10 protein-coding genes are annotated in these 18,247 nt (G+C 61.2%); 3 read left to right on the top strand and 7 right to left on the bottom strand.

Translation table 11 applies throughout. The features are described from left to right. The coding region (locus tag AC07W0_RS24760) for a tandem-95 repeat protein (RefSeq protein WP_495029338.1) at window positions 1-9,120 on the top strand (9,120 nt) is incomplete at its 5' end. Window positions 9,121-9,243: 123 nt separating this feature from the next. Further along, complete coding sequence (locus tag AC07W0_RS24755; RefSeq protein WP_017849960.1) at window positions 9,244-9,582, top strand: hypothetical protein; 339 nt, start codon at window positions 9,244-9,246, stop codon at window positions 9,580-9,582. A 44-nt stretch (window positions 9,583-9,626) separates the two neighbouring features. On the opposite strand, the gene lapD is transcribed toward AC07W0_RS24755, so the two are convergent. Both lapD and lapG read right to left on the bottom strand, forming a co-directional pair. Next, window positions 9,627-11,585 (bottom strand): cyclic di-GMP receptor LapD, encoded by a 1,959-nt coding sequence (lapD, locus tag AC07W0_RS24750; protein ID WP_046385016.1) that lies wholly within the window; start codon window positions 11,583-11,585, stop codon window positions 9,627-9,629. A gap of 11 nt (window positions 11,586-11,596) precedes the next feature. Beyond that, window positions 11,597-12,313, bottom strand: coding sequence for a cysteine protease LapG (lapG, locus tag AC07W0_RS24745; RefSeq protein WP_017849958.1), 717 nt, complete (start codon window positions 12,311-12,313; stop codon window positions 11,597-11,599). A gap of 265 nt (window positions 12,314-12,578) precedes the next feature. Here lapG and bcsQ point away from each other — a divergent pair, with 265 nt between their 5' ends. Then, complete coding sequence (bcsQ, locus tag AC07W0_RS24740) at window positions 12,579-13,538, top strand: cellulose biosynthesis protein BcsQ (protein WP_102618607.1); 960 nt, start codon at window positions 12,579-12,581, stop codon at window positions 13,536-13,538. A 241-nt stretch (window positions 13,539-13,779) separates the two neighbouring features. Here bcsQ and AC07W0_RS24735 read toward each other — a convergent pair whose 3' ends face one another. The 5 genes from AC07W0_RS24735 to AC07W0_RS24715 form a co-directional block, all read right to left on the bottom strand. Beyond that, the gene (locus tag AC07W0_RS24735; protein WP_102618608.1) at window positions 13,780-14,967 is read right to left on the bottom strand and encodes a methyltransferase; all 1,188 of its coding nucleotides are present in this window, start codon (window positions 14,965-14,967) and stop codon (window positions 13,780-13,782) included. After that, window positions 14,948-15,637: an ABC transporter permease gene (locus AC07W0_RS24730; protein WP_102618618.1), complete on the bottom strand. Its 690-nt coding sequence runs from the start codon at window positions 15,635-15,637 to the stop codon at window positions 14,948-14,950. The genes AC07W0_RS24735 and AC07W0_RS24730 overlap by 20 nt, the downstream gene beginning before the upstream one ends. A gap of 38 nt (window positions 15,638-15,675) precedes the next feature. Beyond that, window positions 15,676-16,371 carry an ABC transporter permease gene (locus AC07W0_RS24725; RefSeq protein WP_017849953.1) on the bottom strand — a complete coding sequence of 232 codons (696 nt, stop codon included), beginning with the start codon at window positions 16,369-16,371 and terminating at the stop codon, window positions 15,676-15,678. Between the two features lie 74 nt (window positions 16,372-16,445). Next, a complete protein-coding gene (locus AC07W0_RS24720) occupies window positions 16,446-17,198 on the bottom strand; it encodes an ABC transporter substrate-binding protein (protein ID WP_017849952.1) in 753 nt (250 codons plus the stop codon). 13 nt (window positions 17,199-17,211) lie between these two features. Beyond that, window positions 17,212-17,985, bottom strand: coding sequence for an ABC transporter ATP-binding protein (locus AC07W0_RS24715; protein WP_017849951.1), 774 nt, complete (start codon window positions 17,983-17,985; stop codon window positions 17,212-17,214). Window positions 17,986-18,247: the final 262 nt, after the last annotated feature.

Here is an 18,247-nt window from a genome sequence, read left to right as displayed (position 1 = left end):
ACCGTTTACTTCAAGCCGAACGCGAACTTCAACGGCACCGCGAACTTCACCTACACCGCCACCGACGGCGGTATCGCTGACGGCGGCAGCCCGCTGACCTCAGCGCCTGCCAACGGCACTATCACCGTAACTCCGGTCAACGATGCGCCAGTGGCTGTGACCACTACCGCAACCGGTGCTGAAGACCCAAGCGTAGGTATCGCGGTCAAGCTGTCCGCCACCGACGTAGACGGCGTGGCGGACGTGAAATCGTTCACCGTCAGCACCCCAACCAACGGCACGTTCTACACCGATGCGGCCATGACCAAGCCAGTGACTGGTTCGATCGACGCCGTCAACGGTGAAGCCACCGTTTACTTCAAGCCGAACGCGAACTTCAACGGCACCGCGAACTTCACCTACACCGCCACCGACGGCGGTATCGCCGACGGCGGCAGCCCGCTGACCTCGGCACCTGCCAACGGCACCATCACCGTGACTCCGGTCAACGATGCACCGGTCGCCGAACCGACCACAGCAACGGGTTCTGAAGATCCGGTTCAAGGCATCGAAGTCAAACTGAGCGCGACCGACGTAGACGGCGTGGCAGACGTGAAATCCTTCACCGTCGGCACCCCAACCAACGGCACCTTCTACACCGACGCGGCCATGACCAAGCCGGTAACCGGCTCGATCGACGCGGTCAACGGCGAAGCCACCGTTTACTTCAAGCCAAACGAAAACTTCAACGGCACCGCGAACTTCACCTACACCGCCACCGACGGCGGCATTGCTGGCGGCGGCAGCCCGCTGACCTCGGCTCCAGCCAACGGCACTATCACCGTGACTGCGGTGAACGACGCGCCGGTACTGGGCAACGCCTCGACCAATGCATTCGGCGACACCTATATTGAAGGCAAGCCTGGCGGCTACGTGGCGGCGAACCTGACCGTCAGCGACGTCGACAACAACACCCTGCAAAGCGCCAAAGTCACACTCGTCAACCACCTGGCAGACGATGTGCTGATCGCAGATGTCAGCAACACCAAAATTGCAGTCAGCTACGACAAGGCCACTGGCATCTTGACCTTGTCCGGTGAGGCCACCACGGCTGAGTACCAGGAAGTCCTGCGTTCGGTACACTTCGCCAGCGAAAGCGCGAACCCGGACCCGGCCAACCGCACCCTGACCATCACCGTCAACGACGGCCAGCTGGATTCGGCGCCTGTCACCTCCGTGGTGTACGTGGTTCCGGTGAACGATCCGCCTGAGGTCAAGTTCGACAGCACCACATTCACTGAGCAAAAAGACGCAGTCGCGCTGGTCGAAAACCTGACCATCAAAGACGTCGACAACACCACCTTCAGCAAAGTCGTGGTCACCGTCGACCACCTGGCTGCAGGTGATTTGCTCAGCAATACCGATGTGCTCAAGGCCCTGGCCGTTGCCGGGATCACCATCACCCAGAGCGGCAGCGCCGCCGACGGGAAAATCGTCTACACCCTCACCAGCGACTCGAAGGCCGGCAGCAGCGCCGCCGACTTCGTCAAACTGGTTGAAGCCATCACCTTCCAGAGCCCGGGCAATAACCCTGTCGGTACCGATCGTACCGTCACCATCGATGTGACTGACAACGGTGGCGGCAACCTGGATCGCGAACCGCCGGAAACCGGCAGCGCCACCGGCAAGGTCACTATCGACCTGTTCAACGACGCCCCGACTGCATCGGCCGACAACACCACCGCCGATGAAGACCATACCGCCAAGATCGTGCTGGACGGCAAGGATGTGGACGGTACCGTCTCCAGCTTTGTCATCACCACCTTGCCGGAAAACGGCAAGCTGTACAGCGATGCCACGCTGCAAACCGAACTCAAAGTCGGCGACTCGGTGCCGGCGGGTGCCGACGGCAAGGCCGCGGTTTACTTCGCCCCGACCGGCGACTGGAGCGGCAAAACCGAGGTGACGTTCACTGCGGTCGACAACGGCGGTAAATCGAGCGCCGTAACGACGGCCGACATCACGATCGCGCCGGTTACCGACACTCCGCACCTGGGCCTGCTCGGCGGCGGCCCTGTGACCTCGATCAACTTCGACAGCGCCAACCTCAATGGTTCGTGGGGCATCGTCGGGGTAAATGACGCCAACAACGCGCCTGTCAGTGGCACCCCGAGCACTCCGTGGCTCACGGGGAATGCCGGCGGCCAAGTCGAAATCGGCCAAAGCAGCAACTACGGCGTAGAGACCCCAGGCAACAGCCAGGTCATCGAGCTTGAGAAAAACGCCGGCGACGACTCCAGCCTGTACACCATCATCAAGGCAGAAGCCGGCACGGCGTACACCATCTCGGTCGACTACTCGCCGCGTGCGGGTGCTGAGAACAATTCGGTGATCGACGTATTCTGGGGCGGCGTCAAAGTCGGCACCCTGGATACCACCACCGTCGGCATGAAGACTTACACCTTCGTCGTGCCGGTCACCGCTGACGGCGATGCCAAACTCGAGTTCAAAGCCCCGGCCGGGGATGCAAACAACTCGTTGGGCGGTGTGCTGGACAACATCAACGTCACCCAGGTGCTGAACACCGGCCTGGAAGACCATGCGATCAAGCTGTCGACCATCGACGCATACGCCACCGACAAGGATGGCTCCGAGACGCTCAAGCTGGAAGTCGGTGGCATACCGCTCAACGCGACCATCTCCGATGGCACGCCGGGCCACACCTTCACTGCGACGGCTGGCAATCAAAGCGTCGACATCAGCGACTGGAACAAGGCCACCCTGGTCTTCACCCCGGCGGAAAACGCCAACGGCCTGGTGAACCTCACCGTCACCGCCACCGCGCAGGACGGCACGGCTGATCCGAAGTCCGAGTCGATCACCCTGCCGATCAACGTGATTGCCGTTAACGATGCACCAGAAGCTATCGCGACCACCGCGACCGGTTCCGAAGATCCGGTTCAAGGTATCGAAGTCAAGCTTTCGGCTACTGATATCGATGGCGTGGAGAACGTGAAATCGTTCGCGGTCGGCACGTCGACCAACGGTACGTTCTATACCGATGCGGCGATGACCAAACCGGTGACCGGCTCGATTGATGCGGTCAACGGCGAAGCCACGGTTTACTTCAAGCCAAATGCGAACTTCAACGGCACGGCGAACTTCACCTATACCGCCACCGACAGTGGCAATGCTGACGGCAGCAACCCGCTGACCTCGGCACCGGCCAATGGCACCATCACTGTAACTGCGGTGAACGATGCGCCGGTTGCCGCACCGACCACTGCAACGGGTTCCGAAGATCCGGTCCAGGGTATCGAAGTTAAGCTTTCGGCCACTGATGTAGACGGTGTGGCGGACGTGAAATCGTTCACCGTCGGCACGCCAACCAATGGCACGTTCTACACCGATGCGGCGATGACCAAGCCAGTGACTGGCTCGATTGATGCCGTCAACGGCGAAGCCACGGTGTACTTCAAGCCGAACGCGAACTTCAACGGCACGGCGAACTTCACTTACACCGCGACCGACGGCGGTATCGCTGACGGCGGCAGCCCGCTGACCTCTGCGCCTGCCAACGGCACCATCACCGTAACTCCGGTCAACGACGCGCCTGTGGCTGCGGCCACTACCGCGACCGGTGCTGAAGATCCAAGCGTGGGTATCGCGGTCAAACTGTCCGCCACCGACGTAGACGGCGTGGCAGACGTGAAATCCTTCACCGTCGGCACGCCTACCAATGGCACGTTCTACACCGACGCTGCCATGACCAAGCCGGTAACCGGCTCGATTGACGCCGTCAACGGCGAAGCCACCGTTTACTTCAAGCCGAACGCGAACTTCAACGGCACCGCGAACTTCACCTACACCGCGACCGACGGCGGTATCGCTGACGGCGGCAGCCCGCTGACCTCAGCCCCAGCCAACGGCACCATCACCGTAACTCCGGTGAACGATGCGCCGACTGCGAGCAATGGCTACGTCGAAAGCAACGAAGACACCCCAGTCGAGCTGAAATGGTCGACGTTCGGGGTCAGTGATGTGGATTCCACGGACCTGAAAGTCGTCTTCACCAGCCTGCCCAACGGTGCCATCGAGTACAAAGTCGACGGTGTCTGGGTCAAGCTCAGCGCGGCTGATCTGAAAACCGATACGTCGCCGGGCAAGGCCTTCAGCCAGGCCGACTTCGACAATCACAATGTGCGTTACAGCCCAGCGGCCAACGAGTCGGGCGATAACAGCTTCGGCAATGCCGGCGTCGGTAACAAGCAGGGTGATTACACCGAGCTGAAGTTCCAGGCGACCGACGGCCAGCTCAACAGCGATACGAAAACCATCACCGTGGATATCCACCCAGTGACGGACGTTCCTGTCGTGACCGTCGGCGCATTCGGTGACGTGCCAACCGGCTTGACCATTCAAACCTGGACCGGCGGCAACCTGCCGGGTGCATTGGGTACGAACGGTAATGGGGTTGTTCAGTCCGGCGATTTGATCCGGGTCGTCAACGCCCAAACGCCTGACAGCGCAGCCTCCACGGGTGTGACTGCCAACGTGAGCAACGCTAATGTGGTGGAACTCACCGCGACCAAAGTCTCCGGCCTGATTTACCTGGAAGCCGGCAAGAGCTACAGCTTCACCGGCAGCGCCGATGACAGCCTGGCGGTTACCGTCGGCGGCAAGTTGGTGTCGACCGAGACCTGGAGCCAGGGCACCGGGATCAACGCAACCCCCTTTACGCCGACAGAATCGGGTTATTACACCCTCGACATCTATCACTACAACCAGGCCGGTCCGGGCAACTACGACGTCAATGTTTCGATTAACAACGGCCCGTCGATGGCGTTGGGCAGCAGCGGCGTGCAGACCTATACCAGCCTGGAAGCGTTGAAAGCCGCCGGGGCGGTGTTTGACGATGCTCATGTGGTCAACGGAGAAGGTTATTACACCGGCTACGTTTATAACCACGGCCTGGAAGACACTGCGATCAAGATCAGCCCGATCACGACCACGTTTGTCGACAATGACCAGTCGGAATCGCACAAGGTAGAAATCAGCGGCCTGCCTGAAGGCGCTGTCATCACCGACGGCGCCACGGGCCACAGCTATACCTCGACGGGTGCGACCACCCAGTACGATGTCAGCAATTGGAACCTGGCTACCTTGACCGTCACTCCGGCCAAGGATGCGACTGCCAATTTCGATCTGACTGTGACGGCAACGGCCAAAGAGTTGAGCACGCAGGTTGAAGAAGTCACGACTGGCAAGGTGAGCGTGGTGATCACTGCGGTCAACGACGCGCCGGTGGCTGTGGCCACTACTGCGACGGGTGCTGAAGACCCAAGCGTAGGTATCGCGGTCAAACTGAGCGCGACCGACGTAGACGGCCTGGCGAACGTGAAATCGTTCACCGTCGGCACGTCGACCAACGGCACCTTCTACACCGACGCGGCCATGACCAAACCAGTGACCGGCGCGATTACCGCGGTCAACGGCGAAGCCACCGTGTACTTCAAGCCGAACGCGAACTTCAACGGCACGGCGAACTTCACCTACACCGCGACCGACGGCGGCAACGCTGACGGCAGCAACGTACTGACTTCGCCAGCAGCCAACGGCAGCATCACCGTGACTCCGGTCAACGATGCGCCAGTTGCAGCGGCAACCACCGCGACCGGTGCTGAAGACCCAAGCGTAGGCATCGCGGTCAAGCTGAGCGCGACCGACGTCGATGGCCTGACCAACGTCAAGTCGTTCACCGTCGGCACGCCAACCAATGGCACCTTCTACACCGACGCAGCGATGACCAAACCCGTGACCGGCGCGATTACCGCGGTCAACGGCGAAGCCACCGTGTACTTCAAGCCGAACGCGAACTTCAACGGCACGGCGAACTTCACCTACACCGCGACCGACGGCGGCAACGCTGACGGCAGCAACGTACTGACCTCGCCAGCAGCCAACGGCAGCATCACCGTGACTCCGGTCAACGATGCGCCAGTGGCTGCAGCAACCACCGCGACCGGTGCTGAAGACCCAAGCGTAGGCATCGCGGTCAAGCTGTCCGCCACCGACGTCGATGGCCTGACCAACGTCAAGTCGTTCACCGTCGGCACGCCAACCAACGGCACCTTCTACACCGACGCGGCGATGACCAAAGCGGTGACCGGCGCCATTAACGCTGTCAACGGCGAAGCCACGGTTTACTTCAAACCGAACGCGAACTTCAACGGCACGGCGAACTTCACCTACACCGCCACCGACAGCGGCAACGCTAACGGCAGCAACGTACTGACCTCGCCAGCAGCCAACGGCACCATCACCGTGACCCCGGTCAACGATGCGCCGGTTGCAGCGGCAACCACCGCGACCGGTGCTGAAGACCCAAGCGTAGGCATCGCGGTCAAGCTGAGCGCGACCGACGTCGATGGCCTGACCAACGTCAAGTCGTTCACCGTCGGCACGCCAACCAATGGCACCTTCTACACCGACGCGGCGATGACCAAAGCGGTGACCGGCGCGATTACCGCGGTCAACGGCGAAGCCACGGTTTACTTCAAACCGAACGCGAACTTCAACGGCACGGCGAACTTCACCTACACCGCCACCGACAGCGGCAACGCTGACGGCAGCAACGTACTGACCTCGCCAGCAGCCAACGGCAGCATCACCGTGACCCCGGTCAACGATGCGCCGGTTGCAGCGGCAACCACCGCGACCGGAGCTGAAGATCCAAGCGTGGGTATTGCGGTCAAGCTGAGCGCGACCGACGTAGACGGCCTGGCGAACGTGAAATCGTTCACCGTCGGCACGCCAACCAACGGCACCTTCTACACCGACGCAGCGATGACCAAACCAGTGACCGGCGCGATTACCGCGGTCAACGGCGAAGCCACCGTGTACTTCAAGCCGAACGCGAACTTCAACGGCACGGCGAACTTCACCTACACCGCCGCCGACAGCGGCAACGCTAACGGCAGCAATCCGCTGACCTCGGCCCCGGCCAACGGCACTATCACCGTGACCTCGGTCAACGACGCACCGACCCTGGACCTGAGCACCACAGACGGTTCCGTCCTCACCAGCTACAGCACGGCCTACTCGGAGCGCAGTACGGGTGGGATAGCGATCACCGGCAACGTAGCCATCGGTGACGTCGACAGCAGCCAGATGCAAAGCGCGACCATCACCTTGAAAAACGCCAGCGCGGGCGACCAGCTCAGCTCGAGCCTGGTGACCGTGGGCGGTACTTACAACGGCGTCACCCTGACCAGCGTCGGCACCGACGTCAGTGGCAAAATCGTCCTGACCCTGTCGGGCGCGGCTGACACGGCCACCTACAAGTCGTTGCTCGAGTCGTTCCAGTACTCCAGCACCAGCAAGTATCCGACCACGGGTGATCGCACTGTCGAGATCGCCGTGAAGGACAACGCAGGCGCTGACAGCCTGAGTTCGTCGGTGGCCACCAGCACCATTACCGTTACGCCACAGACTTATGTGGTGACGGAAGGCGGCGGCACCGCCGATGTCGTCGACCTGAGCAGTACCTCGGCCAACAACATGGTGGTCGGTGACAAAGGCGGCATCGTCAATGCCGGCAGCAACTACAACATTGCCTTTATCGTCGATACCTCGGGCAGTATCGGCAGCAGTGCGATGAAGTCGATCAAGGCGCAGCTTGCGAGCGTGTTCGATACCTTGATCAGCAATGCCGGTAAAAGCGACTCGGGTGTTGTGAAGGTACTGCTGGTCGACTTCGATACGCGGGTTGAAGCGCAGGTCTCGGTCAACCTCGCCGACAAGGACGCCGCTAAAGCGGCCTTGCAGGCTGTGTTGACTCAGATGACGTCAAAATCGAGCGACATGACCAACTATCAGGATGCGTTCAACGCCGCCACCAACTGGTTCAAAGGCGACGAAGCCACGAGCAATGTGGGTGCAAAAAACCTGACGTACTTCATTACCGACGGTGAGCCGAACGTATACACCAGTGTTGATGGCAACCCTTACCTGGGCTGGACCGGTTGGAATGGCTCGGATGTTTACTTTGATAGCGTCGTCAACAACTCCAACTACGTTTTGGGTCAGAGCACCCCGGTCACCGCGACAATCAACGGCAGGACGCAGGTGATTGTCGATGGCGACGGCAACGTCTATTCCTACTATAACGGCTATAGAAACTACGAAGGCACCGTGGTGGCCAACAGCAGCGGCGGCTTTGACGTGGCGTCGGTCTACAACGATTCCAGCAACGCCATGAGCAACGCCAAGTCGGCCTACTCCGATCTGGTCAACGCGGTTCCAGGCAAGGTTGTCGTCGAGGCCATCGGTCTGGGCTCGAACATTGATACCGCTGTGCTCAAGCAGTTTGATACCGATCATAACGTCTCCACGATCGACACCGCGAAGCTGGCGGATGCCATCACCGGCCACGCGGCCGATACCGGCGCCGACACCCTCACCGGTGGTTCGGGCAACGACATTCTGTTCGGCGACCTGATCAGCTACAACAACCTTGAAGGCAGTGCTGCACTCAAGGCGTTCGCGGCCGACAAACTGGCCACGACCGTCGATCACATCGATGACCGTACCTTGCACCAGTTCATCACCGAGCACGTCGCTGACGTGGGTGCATTGGCCAGCGCGTCGAACATCTACGGCACCAACGACGGCGCTGACAAGCTGATCGGCAACGCCGGCGACGACATTCTGTTCGGCCAAGGCGGTAACGACGTGCTCAACGGCGGGGCGGGTAACGACATCCTGGTGGGCGGCAAGGGCAATGACACCCTCACCGGCGGCGCGGGGGCGGATACCTTCGTGTGGCTCAAAGGGGATACCAACACCGGGACTGGCGTCGATACCATCACCGACTTCAAGCACAGCGAAGGCGATAAGTTGGACCTGTCTGATTTGCTGCAAGGCAATAACGACACCAACCTGACCAACTACCTGAAGTTGAGCACCGACTCGGCGGGCAACTCGACGCTGAGTGTCAGCAGCAGTGGTTCGTTCACGGCGCAGGGTGGCGGTACGGCCGATGTTACGATCAAGGTCGATGGCGCCAGCTGGGGCAGTGGCAGTGCCGCGATCAACAGCCTGATCGCCGGTGGTGATCTGACCGTCAAGCATCACGACTGATCACCCTGGAGCGCCAATCTTTCGGGATTGGCGCTCCGTGGGCACCAGCTTCGGGAAAATGTGTGTAATCTCTGTAGGAGCCAGGTGCGGCGCCTGCAGGGATTTTTTATTGGGAGAACGCTGATGTTCTACGTGCAACGCGATCAATACAACGCTTTGGTTCGCGTCGAGGCGCAGGCCTTCGCCGAATCCACCGGGACTCTACCGGCGGATCATCAGGACATTCAGGCGTGGTTTGCCACGGATGTGATCGACAACAGCCTCAAGCAGCTCCAACAGAGCGACTCCGAGATGATTCGGGTGCTCGATGACTTGATCCAGGTGCTGACCGCCAAGGGCGTGATCCGCATCACTGACCTGCCGCCCGCCGCGCAGGTCAAGGTGATGGAGCGTACCCAGGCACGGACGGCGCTGGGCGGTTTGAGTGAGCTGATCAATGACGATGAAAGCGGTTTGATCTGAGGCGCACGCACCTCTTTCACGGCATGAGCGTCAAGCCGGCATGATTACTCGGCGCTCCACGTCCACGGCGCGGGTTCACCGACCAGTTGGCCTTGCACCCCTTCGATGCCCATCTCGCGAATCACGCGCAACTCACCTTCGGTTTCCACGCGTTCTGCAATCAACGGCAGATCGATGCTGTGGGCGGCACGCTGGATCGCCTCGATAAAAAAGCGCTTGTGGCTTTCCTGATCAATGGTACGGATGTAGCTGCCGTCGATTTTGAGGTACGCCAGGCCCAGGTTCGCCAGGTTGCCGATCATGCTGAAACGCCCGCCGAAACGTTGCAGGCCGAGGCTGTATCCGAGGCTGCGCAGGCGCCGGGTGAGACGCTCCAGCTGGGCTTGCTCGGGCACTTGCTCTTCGCCGATCTCCAGCGTCAGGCGCGTACCGAGTGTCGGGTGTTGCGCCAATCGCTCGAACATCCGCTCCAGGGCTTGTGGGTCATTCAAGGTCGCCGCCGAGAGGTTCAACGCCACCGATTGGTTGTGTTGTGCCAGGTGTTTGATCACCAGGTCGAGCATCAATTGGTCAAGGCGTGCGGTCCAGCCGAAGCGCTCCAGCCAGGGCAGGAAGTGCCCCGCCGCAATGGTCTGGTCCTGGTTGTCGAGCAGGCGCGACAGTACCTTGTAGTGCAGCACCTGACGGGTATCGCTGCTACTGACCACCGGCTGGAAAAACAAGCGGAAGCGCCCCTGATTCAGGGCCTCGTCGAGCAGGGTGTGCCAGCTATGCGGGTCGTCGCTGACGGTGTCCCGGGTCTGGCGCTCCAGGCATACCCAGGTTTGGCCGCTACTGGCTTCAGCCTGGGCCAGGGCCTGATCGGCCAGCTTCAACAGGTCTGCCGAGGCATCGCCGGGGTTGTAGGGCGCGAGGCCGATGTAGGCCACGCTCTGCATGTCTGTGGCGCCCGTTTCGTACAGGCTCTGCAGGGTGGTTTCCAGCGCCTGGGCCAATTGCACCGCTTCGTGACGCACCAGGCCCGGGGCAAGCACCGCGAACTCGCCGCCGCGGCTGCGGGTGATCAGGTTGTGGGTTTCCGGGTACTTGGCGCAGGTCCGCACCAGTTGCTGGCTGACGGCTTGCAGCAGTTGGTCGGTGCGTTGCCCGCCCAGGCGCTGGTTGAGACCGGCGAGGTCGTTGACCCGCAAGATCAGCAGGTAGCCTGAACTGGCTTCTTCCAGGTTGCTGACCCGCGAGTTGAGCTGCATCTCGAAATAGCGCCGGTTGGCCAGCCCGGTCAGGCTGTCCTGGTAGGACTCCACGCGCAGCTTTTCGCTGCGCTCGGTCTGTTCATTGAACAACGCCTTGAGCTTCTCGACCATCTGGTTCATGGCCTGCACCACGCGCCGCAGTTCGGGGGTGCGGGGCAGGTCGGGCAAACTGATGAATTCGCGCCGCGCGATGGCGTGGGACTGCTCGACCATATAGTCCAGCGGCTTCAACTGACGGCGCAGCAACAGCGCGCCGAGCACCGCACTCGCGGCGCCGCAGAGCAGCAACCAGCCCAGGCTGCCCAACGCGCTCTGCCACAGTTTGGCCAGGGCGAACATCGGGTGGCTGATCACCTCGACCCGTGCCGCCTGCTGCCAGCCTCGGCTGACGATGGCATCGCCGCCGGCCGGCGCGAGGCCGATCATTTTCACGAACCAGGCCGGCACGCCGCTGGCATCAGGCTCGGCGGCACGCTCCACCAGCACCTGGTTATTGCTCAGGTCCACCACGCGGATGCTCGCGTAGTAGCCACTGTCAAAAATCGAACTGACCATCAGCTCGGTCATCGCCGGGTCATCGATGTTCGGCGTCAGCGACAGCGCCAGTGCGGTGGCCGCATCCTGGGCGTGGGAACGCAACTGGTTGACGTACTGCGCACGCGAGCTTTCCAGGCTGACGATGAAGCTACCGCTGAAGGCAACCACTAGAAACACACAGATAGCGATCAGCAATTGTTTGAACAGTGACATCGTAGCTCCTGTTAATTATCCGAACTGGCCGGAAAACCTTCGGCGGTCATTTTTTTCAAGACATCCTGCCAGCGTGACAGGCGCTTGCTATCACCGACTTTTTTGTTGCCCGCCGCGCCGGTCAGCCACAACCCTTCGCCGTTGAAAGCGTAGACGGGCAGCAGGTCCGGACGTTGGCTGGCCGGCAGAATGGGGTCCATCAGGCTGTCGAGTACCAACGGCATGGCTTCCGGGCTTGCATAATAGGTCAGTACCATATGCGCGCGATTCTGGCGCAAGGCCTTGACGTAGGTTATGCGCAGCTTCTCGGCCGGCACGCCCAAGTGACGCAGGCTGAAGTATTTGGCGATGGCATAGTCTTCACAATCACCGGCACCTTTCCACAGGGATTGAATGGGCGTCGCCCAATAATCGATCTCGTGCCACAGGTCGATATCTTCTTCGTAGTGCAACTGGCGGTTAAAGAACAAGTTGACCACGTTGAGTTGTTCGGTCTCGCTGACCTGCTTTTGCGCCGTGAGCAGGTGTTGCCAGGCATCGATACGCTGGCGCCCGGCGCCCAGGGGCCCGTAAAGCGCCTCGGCGCGGCGGCTGATCTGGCTGAAATCCCAATCGGCGAGCAGATTGCCCAGCAGGCCGCCACCCAGCAACAGCGTGATGGCCAGACCGTACAGGAACCGAGGGAAGTTAAAGCGTATCGCCACTGCGAATACCCGAGCTTGCAGCATTGAAGGTGCGGCAATGGTGCGGTGATACCGGGTAAAAAACAATGGCACGATGAAATCACTTTGTAGCAATTTATCCTGAATAAGTGCCGGTAAATTGGCTATTTTCCGCTCGTCTGAAAGGGTGGCGGCAATTCCATCAAAATAATGACACCTCATAACGCCTGTCACAGAATGTCGCAACCAAAGCGCCGACAAAAAGACTTGCGGTCAGCCTTATCTTGCCGACCTTTCACGTCTTTAATGGCACTGTGAAGGAGTTATGGCCATGAGCCGTACCGATGATCTGTTTGCCCCGTCCGGCAAGAGCCTGACCCGGGAGCCCAAGGCACGGAACGCTCGGCTGCACTTTTTCGGCACCCTTCCATTCGATGATGGCACCCGCGCTAACCAGAAAGACGGCTCGCGCTTTTGCGCCAATGCGCCAGCGGCGTATGAACAACCTCATCATTATGACTTGAGCACACCGCGCCCAACCGTGGTGGCGCTGGTCTCGGTCAATGGCGGCGTTGGCCGCAGCACCCTGGCCACGGCGTTGAGCAGCGGCTTGCAGCGCTTGGGGGAGTCGGTGGTGGCGCTGGATCTGGACCCTCAAAACGCATTGCGCCAGCATTTCGGCGTGGCCCCGGAGCTCCTGGGCGTCGGCCGCGCCAGCCTGCTCAATACGCGCTGGGAGACGCTCCTGCAAACAGGGTTTGCCGGCTGCCGCGTGATCCCCTTCGGGCACACCGATATCAAGCAGAAGGACAACCTGCAACGTTGGCTCACGCGTGAACCGGAGTGGTTGGCGCAGCACCTGTCGACCCTGGGGTTGAGCGAGCGCCCGCTCATGCTCATCGACACCCCCGCCGGTAATAACGTCTATCTGCATCAAGCGTTGAGCGTGGCCGATAGCGTATTGGTCGTCGTCCAGCCGAATGCCGCATGCCTCGGCACGCTTGACCAGTTGGACGCGGTGCTGGCGCCTTATCTTGAGCGTGAACACCCGCCACATTGCCACTATGTGATCAATCAACTGGAAGAAAACTCGGCGTTCAGCCGGGACATGGTCAATGCCTTCAAACTGCGCCTGGGCGACAATCCGTTGGACGTGGTGCATCGCGATCCATCGATCAGCGAAGCCCTGGCCTTTGCCACGGACCCGCTGGATAACTTGGCGGCGAGCGCCGCCTGCGACGATCTCAAGAGGCTGTGCCGGTTGTTGATCGCACGGAAAAAAGCCCGCTAAATCACGCTTTATGCGCTGAACGCGAAATGCTTATGCACAATCGGCAGGTCGCCGATGGCATCGAGTGGGGTCTGGGTGGAGCCATTCTCAATATGGCGCAACCGCCTGTTTTGCGTGCGTTTTATTCGCTGCACAAAAAATGATCAGTATGGCATTTGGCCTGTAGCGCAGATGGTTACAGCTTCTGTAAGGATTTCATCAACAGAGTTATCCACAGGGCGCGCGTAGGAAAAAATGCGCTTTAATCGCGCTCAGCCAGCACCATAAGGTTGCGTGGGGTCAGGGTGGTTTCGCAGAAGCTGCCTACCGCCACGGTGTAGCCCTGTTCCCGCAGAAACAGAGCCCGATCCAGCACCAGCCACAGCTCCAGCGGGCGGCGGAACAACCCTCGCAGCAGTTCCAGGTTTCTGACCTCGGCCAAGCGCCGCCAGCCGTGTGCCTCCAGCGCTGTCCAATCCTGCTCGCCTGTGGATAAACCTTTGAGGCCGGCCAACTCGCGGCAATAGTCGGCGAAGGGTTTATCCAGCCAACTGGCGGGCAGGGACGGCGTGGGCAGGTACGTGTCGCAATGGCGCAATTGGCGCTGCAAGTGATCGAAACCCAGGCGCCTGGCCATGGACGTATCCCGTTGCCGGCGCACCCGCTTGCCGGCAGTGACGGTTTCACTGAGGGGCAGCCCCAGGTCATCCACCGATAAGCGCAACGCCGAAGCGCGGCCGACGCTCGACAGTGGCTGATAGCGGTCGGTGCGGATGCGGTTGTAGCAGCAGGGTGCCAGCGCCAGTTGCTTGCAGCCAGCAGTGCTGGCCAGTTGCAGCAGGCGCACGTGCAGGTCGCCGCAGGCGTGCAGGGCGACGGGTGTGTGTTCGGCGCTGACCGTCACGTCGGCCAGTACGTCTTGCAGGTGATGGGTGACGGGCAGTTGATGGTGGTCGCTCAAGGCCTGCCCGGCGGCGATCAGGGCCGGATCGTATTCCAGGCAGGTCAGTTGCTGCCCGCTGTGCAGCAGGCGGCGGCCGAGGTGGCCTTTGCCGGCGCACCAGTCCAGCCAGTGCCGCGGTAGTTGCGCGAACCCCAGGGCGGCGCCGAAGGCTTCGATCTGTTGCCACTTGCGGCCGGGCACATCGACGTTCAGGCGCTGGCGGGCGGGTGCCAGGGGCTGCGTCGGTAACTTATCCACAGCACTGAGGCGCAGCGCCTGCGCGGCCAGCTGTGGAAAAGGCGCCGGGGCGGGCAGCTCATGGGGCCGGTTGTGGCTGCTTTCCGCGTCGGCCAGCGAGCGCCGGCGCAGCCACTGGGCGAGCGCGGGATGTTGGGATTCCCAGGGTAACTGGCGATGCGTGAAGGGCCGTGGTCGCCACAGCCCCTGGTGTTCGCTGAGGAACGCATCCAGCGCCTGGAAGTGCGCTTCAACGTCCCTGGCAGGCATCGACCCGCAGCCAGCGTTCCAGCAGTTTGAAACCGCGCACCAGCACATAGGCCATCAGCAGGTAGAACATCCCGGCGGCGAAGAAGATCTCCACTGGCAGGTATGTGCGCGCAATGATGGTGCGCGCCATGCCGGTCAGTTCGAGCAGCGTCACGGTGCTGGCCAGGGCGCTGGCCTTGAGCATCAGGATCACTTCGTTGCTGTACGCCGGCAGGCCGATGCGCGCGGCGCGCGGCAGGATGATGTAGAACAGCGTCTTCGGCTTGGACATGCCCAGGGCCCGCGCCGCTTCGATTTCACCCGGCGGGATGGCCTGGATCGCACCGCGCAGGATTTCGGCGATATAGGCGGCGGTGTGCAGGGTCATGGTGGCGGTGGCGCACCAGAACGGATCGCGCAGGTACGGCCACATGAAGCTGTTACGCACCGCATCGAACTGCGCCAGGCCGTAGTAGACCAGGAACAGTTGCACCAGCAACGGCGTGCCGCGAAAGAAGAAAATGTAGCAATAGGGCAGGGTCCGCACGTACCAGCGGCGCGAAGAGCGGGCGATGCCCAGCGGGATCGCCAGCAGCAGGCCGGCAATCACCGCAATGGCCACCAGCTCGAGGGTGAGGGTCGCGCCCTGGGCCAGTTTGGGCAGCCACTTGATGATCACGGCCCAGTTCAGGCCCAGGTCGAAATGGGACAGCCAGCTGTAGTCGCCGTTCATTGGGTGCTCCTTGCAAAGCCGCGACTGGCGCGTTTTTCCAGGAAGTGCATGCCAGTCATGGCCAGCACGGTGAGGCCCAGGTACATGAACGCCGCCACCATGAAGAAGGTGAACGGCTGCTTGGTCACGGTCACGCCGATCTGCGCATGGCGCATGATTTCTTCGAGGCCGATCACCGATACCAGCGCGGTGTCTTTCATCAGGATCATGAACAGGTTGCCCAGGCCCGGCAGGGCGATGCGCCACATCTGCGGCATGATCAAGCGGGTGAAGATGCGAAACTTCGACAGGCCCAATGCCACACCGGCTTCACGGTGGCCCTTGGGAATGGCGAGGATCGCGCCACGGAACACTTCCGTGGCGTAGGCGCCAAAGCACAGGCCCAGGGCGATGACCCCGGCGGCGAAGGCGCTGAGGGAAAGGTCGGGGTTACCGAAAAACTCCCCGAGGGCACGCATCAGGTTGACCGTGCCGAAATAAATCAGCAACACCCACAACAGTTCGGGAATACCGCGAACGAGGGTCGAGTAAGTCCCGCCCAGCCACTGCAGCAGCTTGTATGGGGACGTCTTGGCCAAAGCGCCGGCCAGGCCGAGTACCAGCCCCAGGCACAGGGCCGTGAGCGCCAGCTTGACGGTCATCAGCGCGCCAGCGGCGAGCGCCGGGCCGAATCCGTAGAGATCGAAATTCATGGTGTTTTCATATCGCGGCAGGCAAAGCTGAAAGCCGACGCGCCCCTGGGAGCGCGTCGGGCATACCGTTCAGATCATTCGATGCTGAAAGGGAAGTACTTGTCGTTGATCTTCTTGTAGGTGCCGTCGGCCTTGATCTCTGCCAGGGCTTTGTTCAGGCGTTCACGCAGCGGGTCGCCTTTGCGCACGGCGATACCGATCTTGTCGCTCTCGACCACCGGGTCGCCCTTGAATTCGTAGGCAGAACCGTCTTTGCTCTTGAGCCATTCGTACTGCACGTACTTGTCGGCGAGGATGCCGTCCAGGCGGCCGGACGTCAGGTCGAGGTAGGCGTTTTCCTGGGTGTCGTAGAGCTTGCTGGTGGTGTCTGGCAGCTTGTCTTCCAGGTAGGTGCCGGCCAACGTCGCGCGTTGTGCGCCGATGATCTTGCCTTTCAGGTAGGCCGCGTCGGTCTTGAAGTCTGCCGTGGCTTTAGGTGCGATGAACTGCAGCTTGTTGGAGTAGTACGGGTCGGTGAAGTCGACGGCCTGCTTGCGTTCGTCGGTGATCGACAGCGAGGACACCAGGAAGTCGAATTTCTTCGCGTTCAGCGCCGGGATGATGCCGTCCCAGTCCGATACATACACTTCGCACTTCTCGACTTTCATCTTGGCGCACAGGGCGTCGCCGATGTCTTTGTCGAAGCCGACGACGTTGCCGCTGGCATCTTTATTGTTGAACGGCGGGTAGGCCGCTTCGATCCCCATTTTCAGGGTTTCTGCCATGGCCGAGGCGCTGAACGCCATCGAAACGGCCGCGGCCAGAAGGAATTTTTTATAGTTCTGCATGCATGTTGCTCCGTTAGCGGTTGCTGGACATGAATTGTTTGCAGCGCGCCGAAAGCGGGTTTTCAAACACCTGCTGTGGCGATCCTTGCTCTTCGACCAGGCCTTGGTGCAAGAACACCACTTCACTGGACACCTGGCGGGCGAAGCCCATTTCATGGGTGACCAGCAGCATGGTGCGGCCTTCTTCGGCCAGCGCGCGGATCACATTAAGTACTTCCTGGACCATTTCCGGGTCAAGGGCCGAGGTGGGTTCGTCGAACAGGATGACTTTCGGCTGCATCGCCAGGGTACGCGCGATGGCCGCCCGCTGCTGCTGGCCGCCGGACAATTGCGCGGGGTAGGCGTGACGCTTGTCGCCGATGCCGACCTTGGCCAGCAGGGCTTCGGCCACTTCGATGGCTTCGGCCTTGCTCTGGCCGAGCACACGGCGTGGGGCCTCGATGATGTTGTCGAGGATGCTCATGTGCGGCCACAGGTTAAAGTTTTGAAACACAAAACCGATTTCGCTGCGCAGGCGGTTGATCTGCTTGCCGTCGGCGGCTATCAGCTCGCCGTTCTTCGCGGCCTTGAGCTTGAGCTCTTCGCCGGCCACCAGGATCTGGCCCTGGTGCGGGTTTTCCAGCAGGTTGATGCAGCGCAGGAATGTGGACTTGCCGGAACCGGAGGAACCCAGGATCGAGATCACATCGCCGTCGCGAGCGGTCAGCGAGATACCTTTGAGTACCTCCAGCTCACCATAGCGTTTATGCAAGTTGCGGATTTCAAGCGCGGGCGCGGCCAGAGCCATGTGCGGTCCTCATTGTGTTCGTTGCGTTCCTGCTGTTGGGTCGCCTTCCTGGCGAGGCGCCAACCTAGCATAGCGTCCGGATGGCAGCCAACAGCGCGGCGGATGCTTAACAGGTGGTCTGCGGCAAGGTGTCGCATCGACACAGCGGCGTGTCGCGCCATCAACAACCGAACAGCCGTTTGAACCTGAAAAACCCGCAGGCTTCGCGTGAAAAAGGGCGCGATGGTGCCAGCTTTGGGCGGGTGTTGGAAGGGTTAACCGG

This window comes from Pseudomonas sp. GW704-F2, assembly GCF_059423025.1.
Note: the sequence above shows the minus strand (reverse complement) of the source record. Positions and strands in the feature narration are given on the sequence as shown.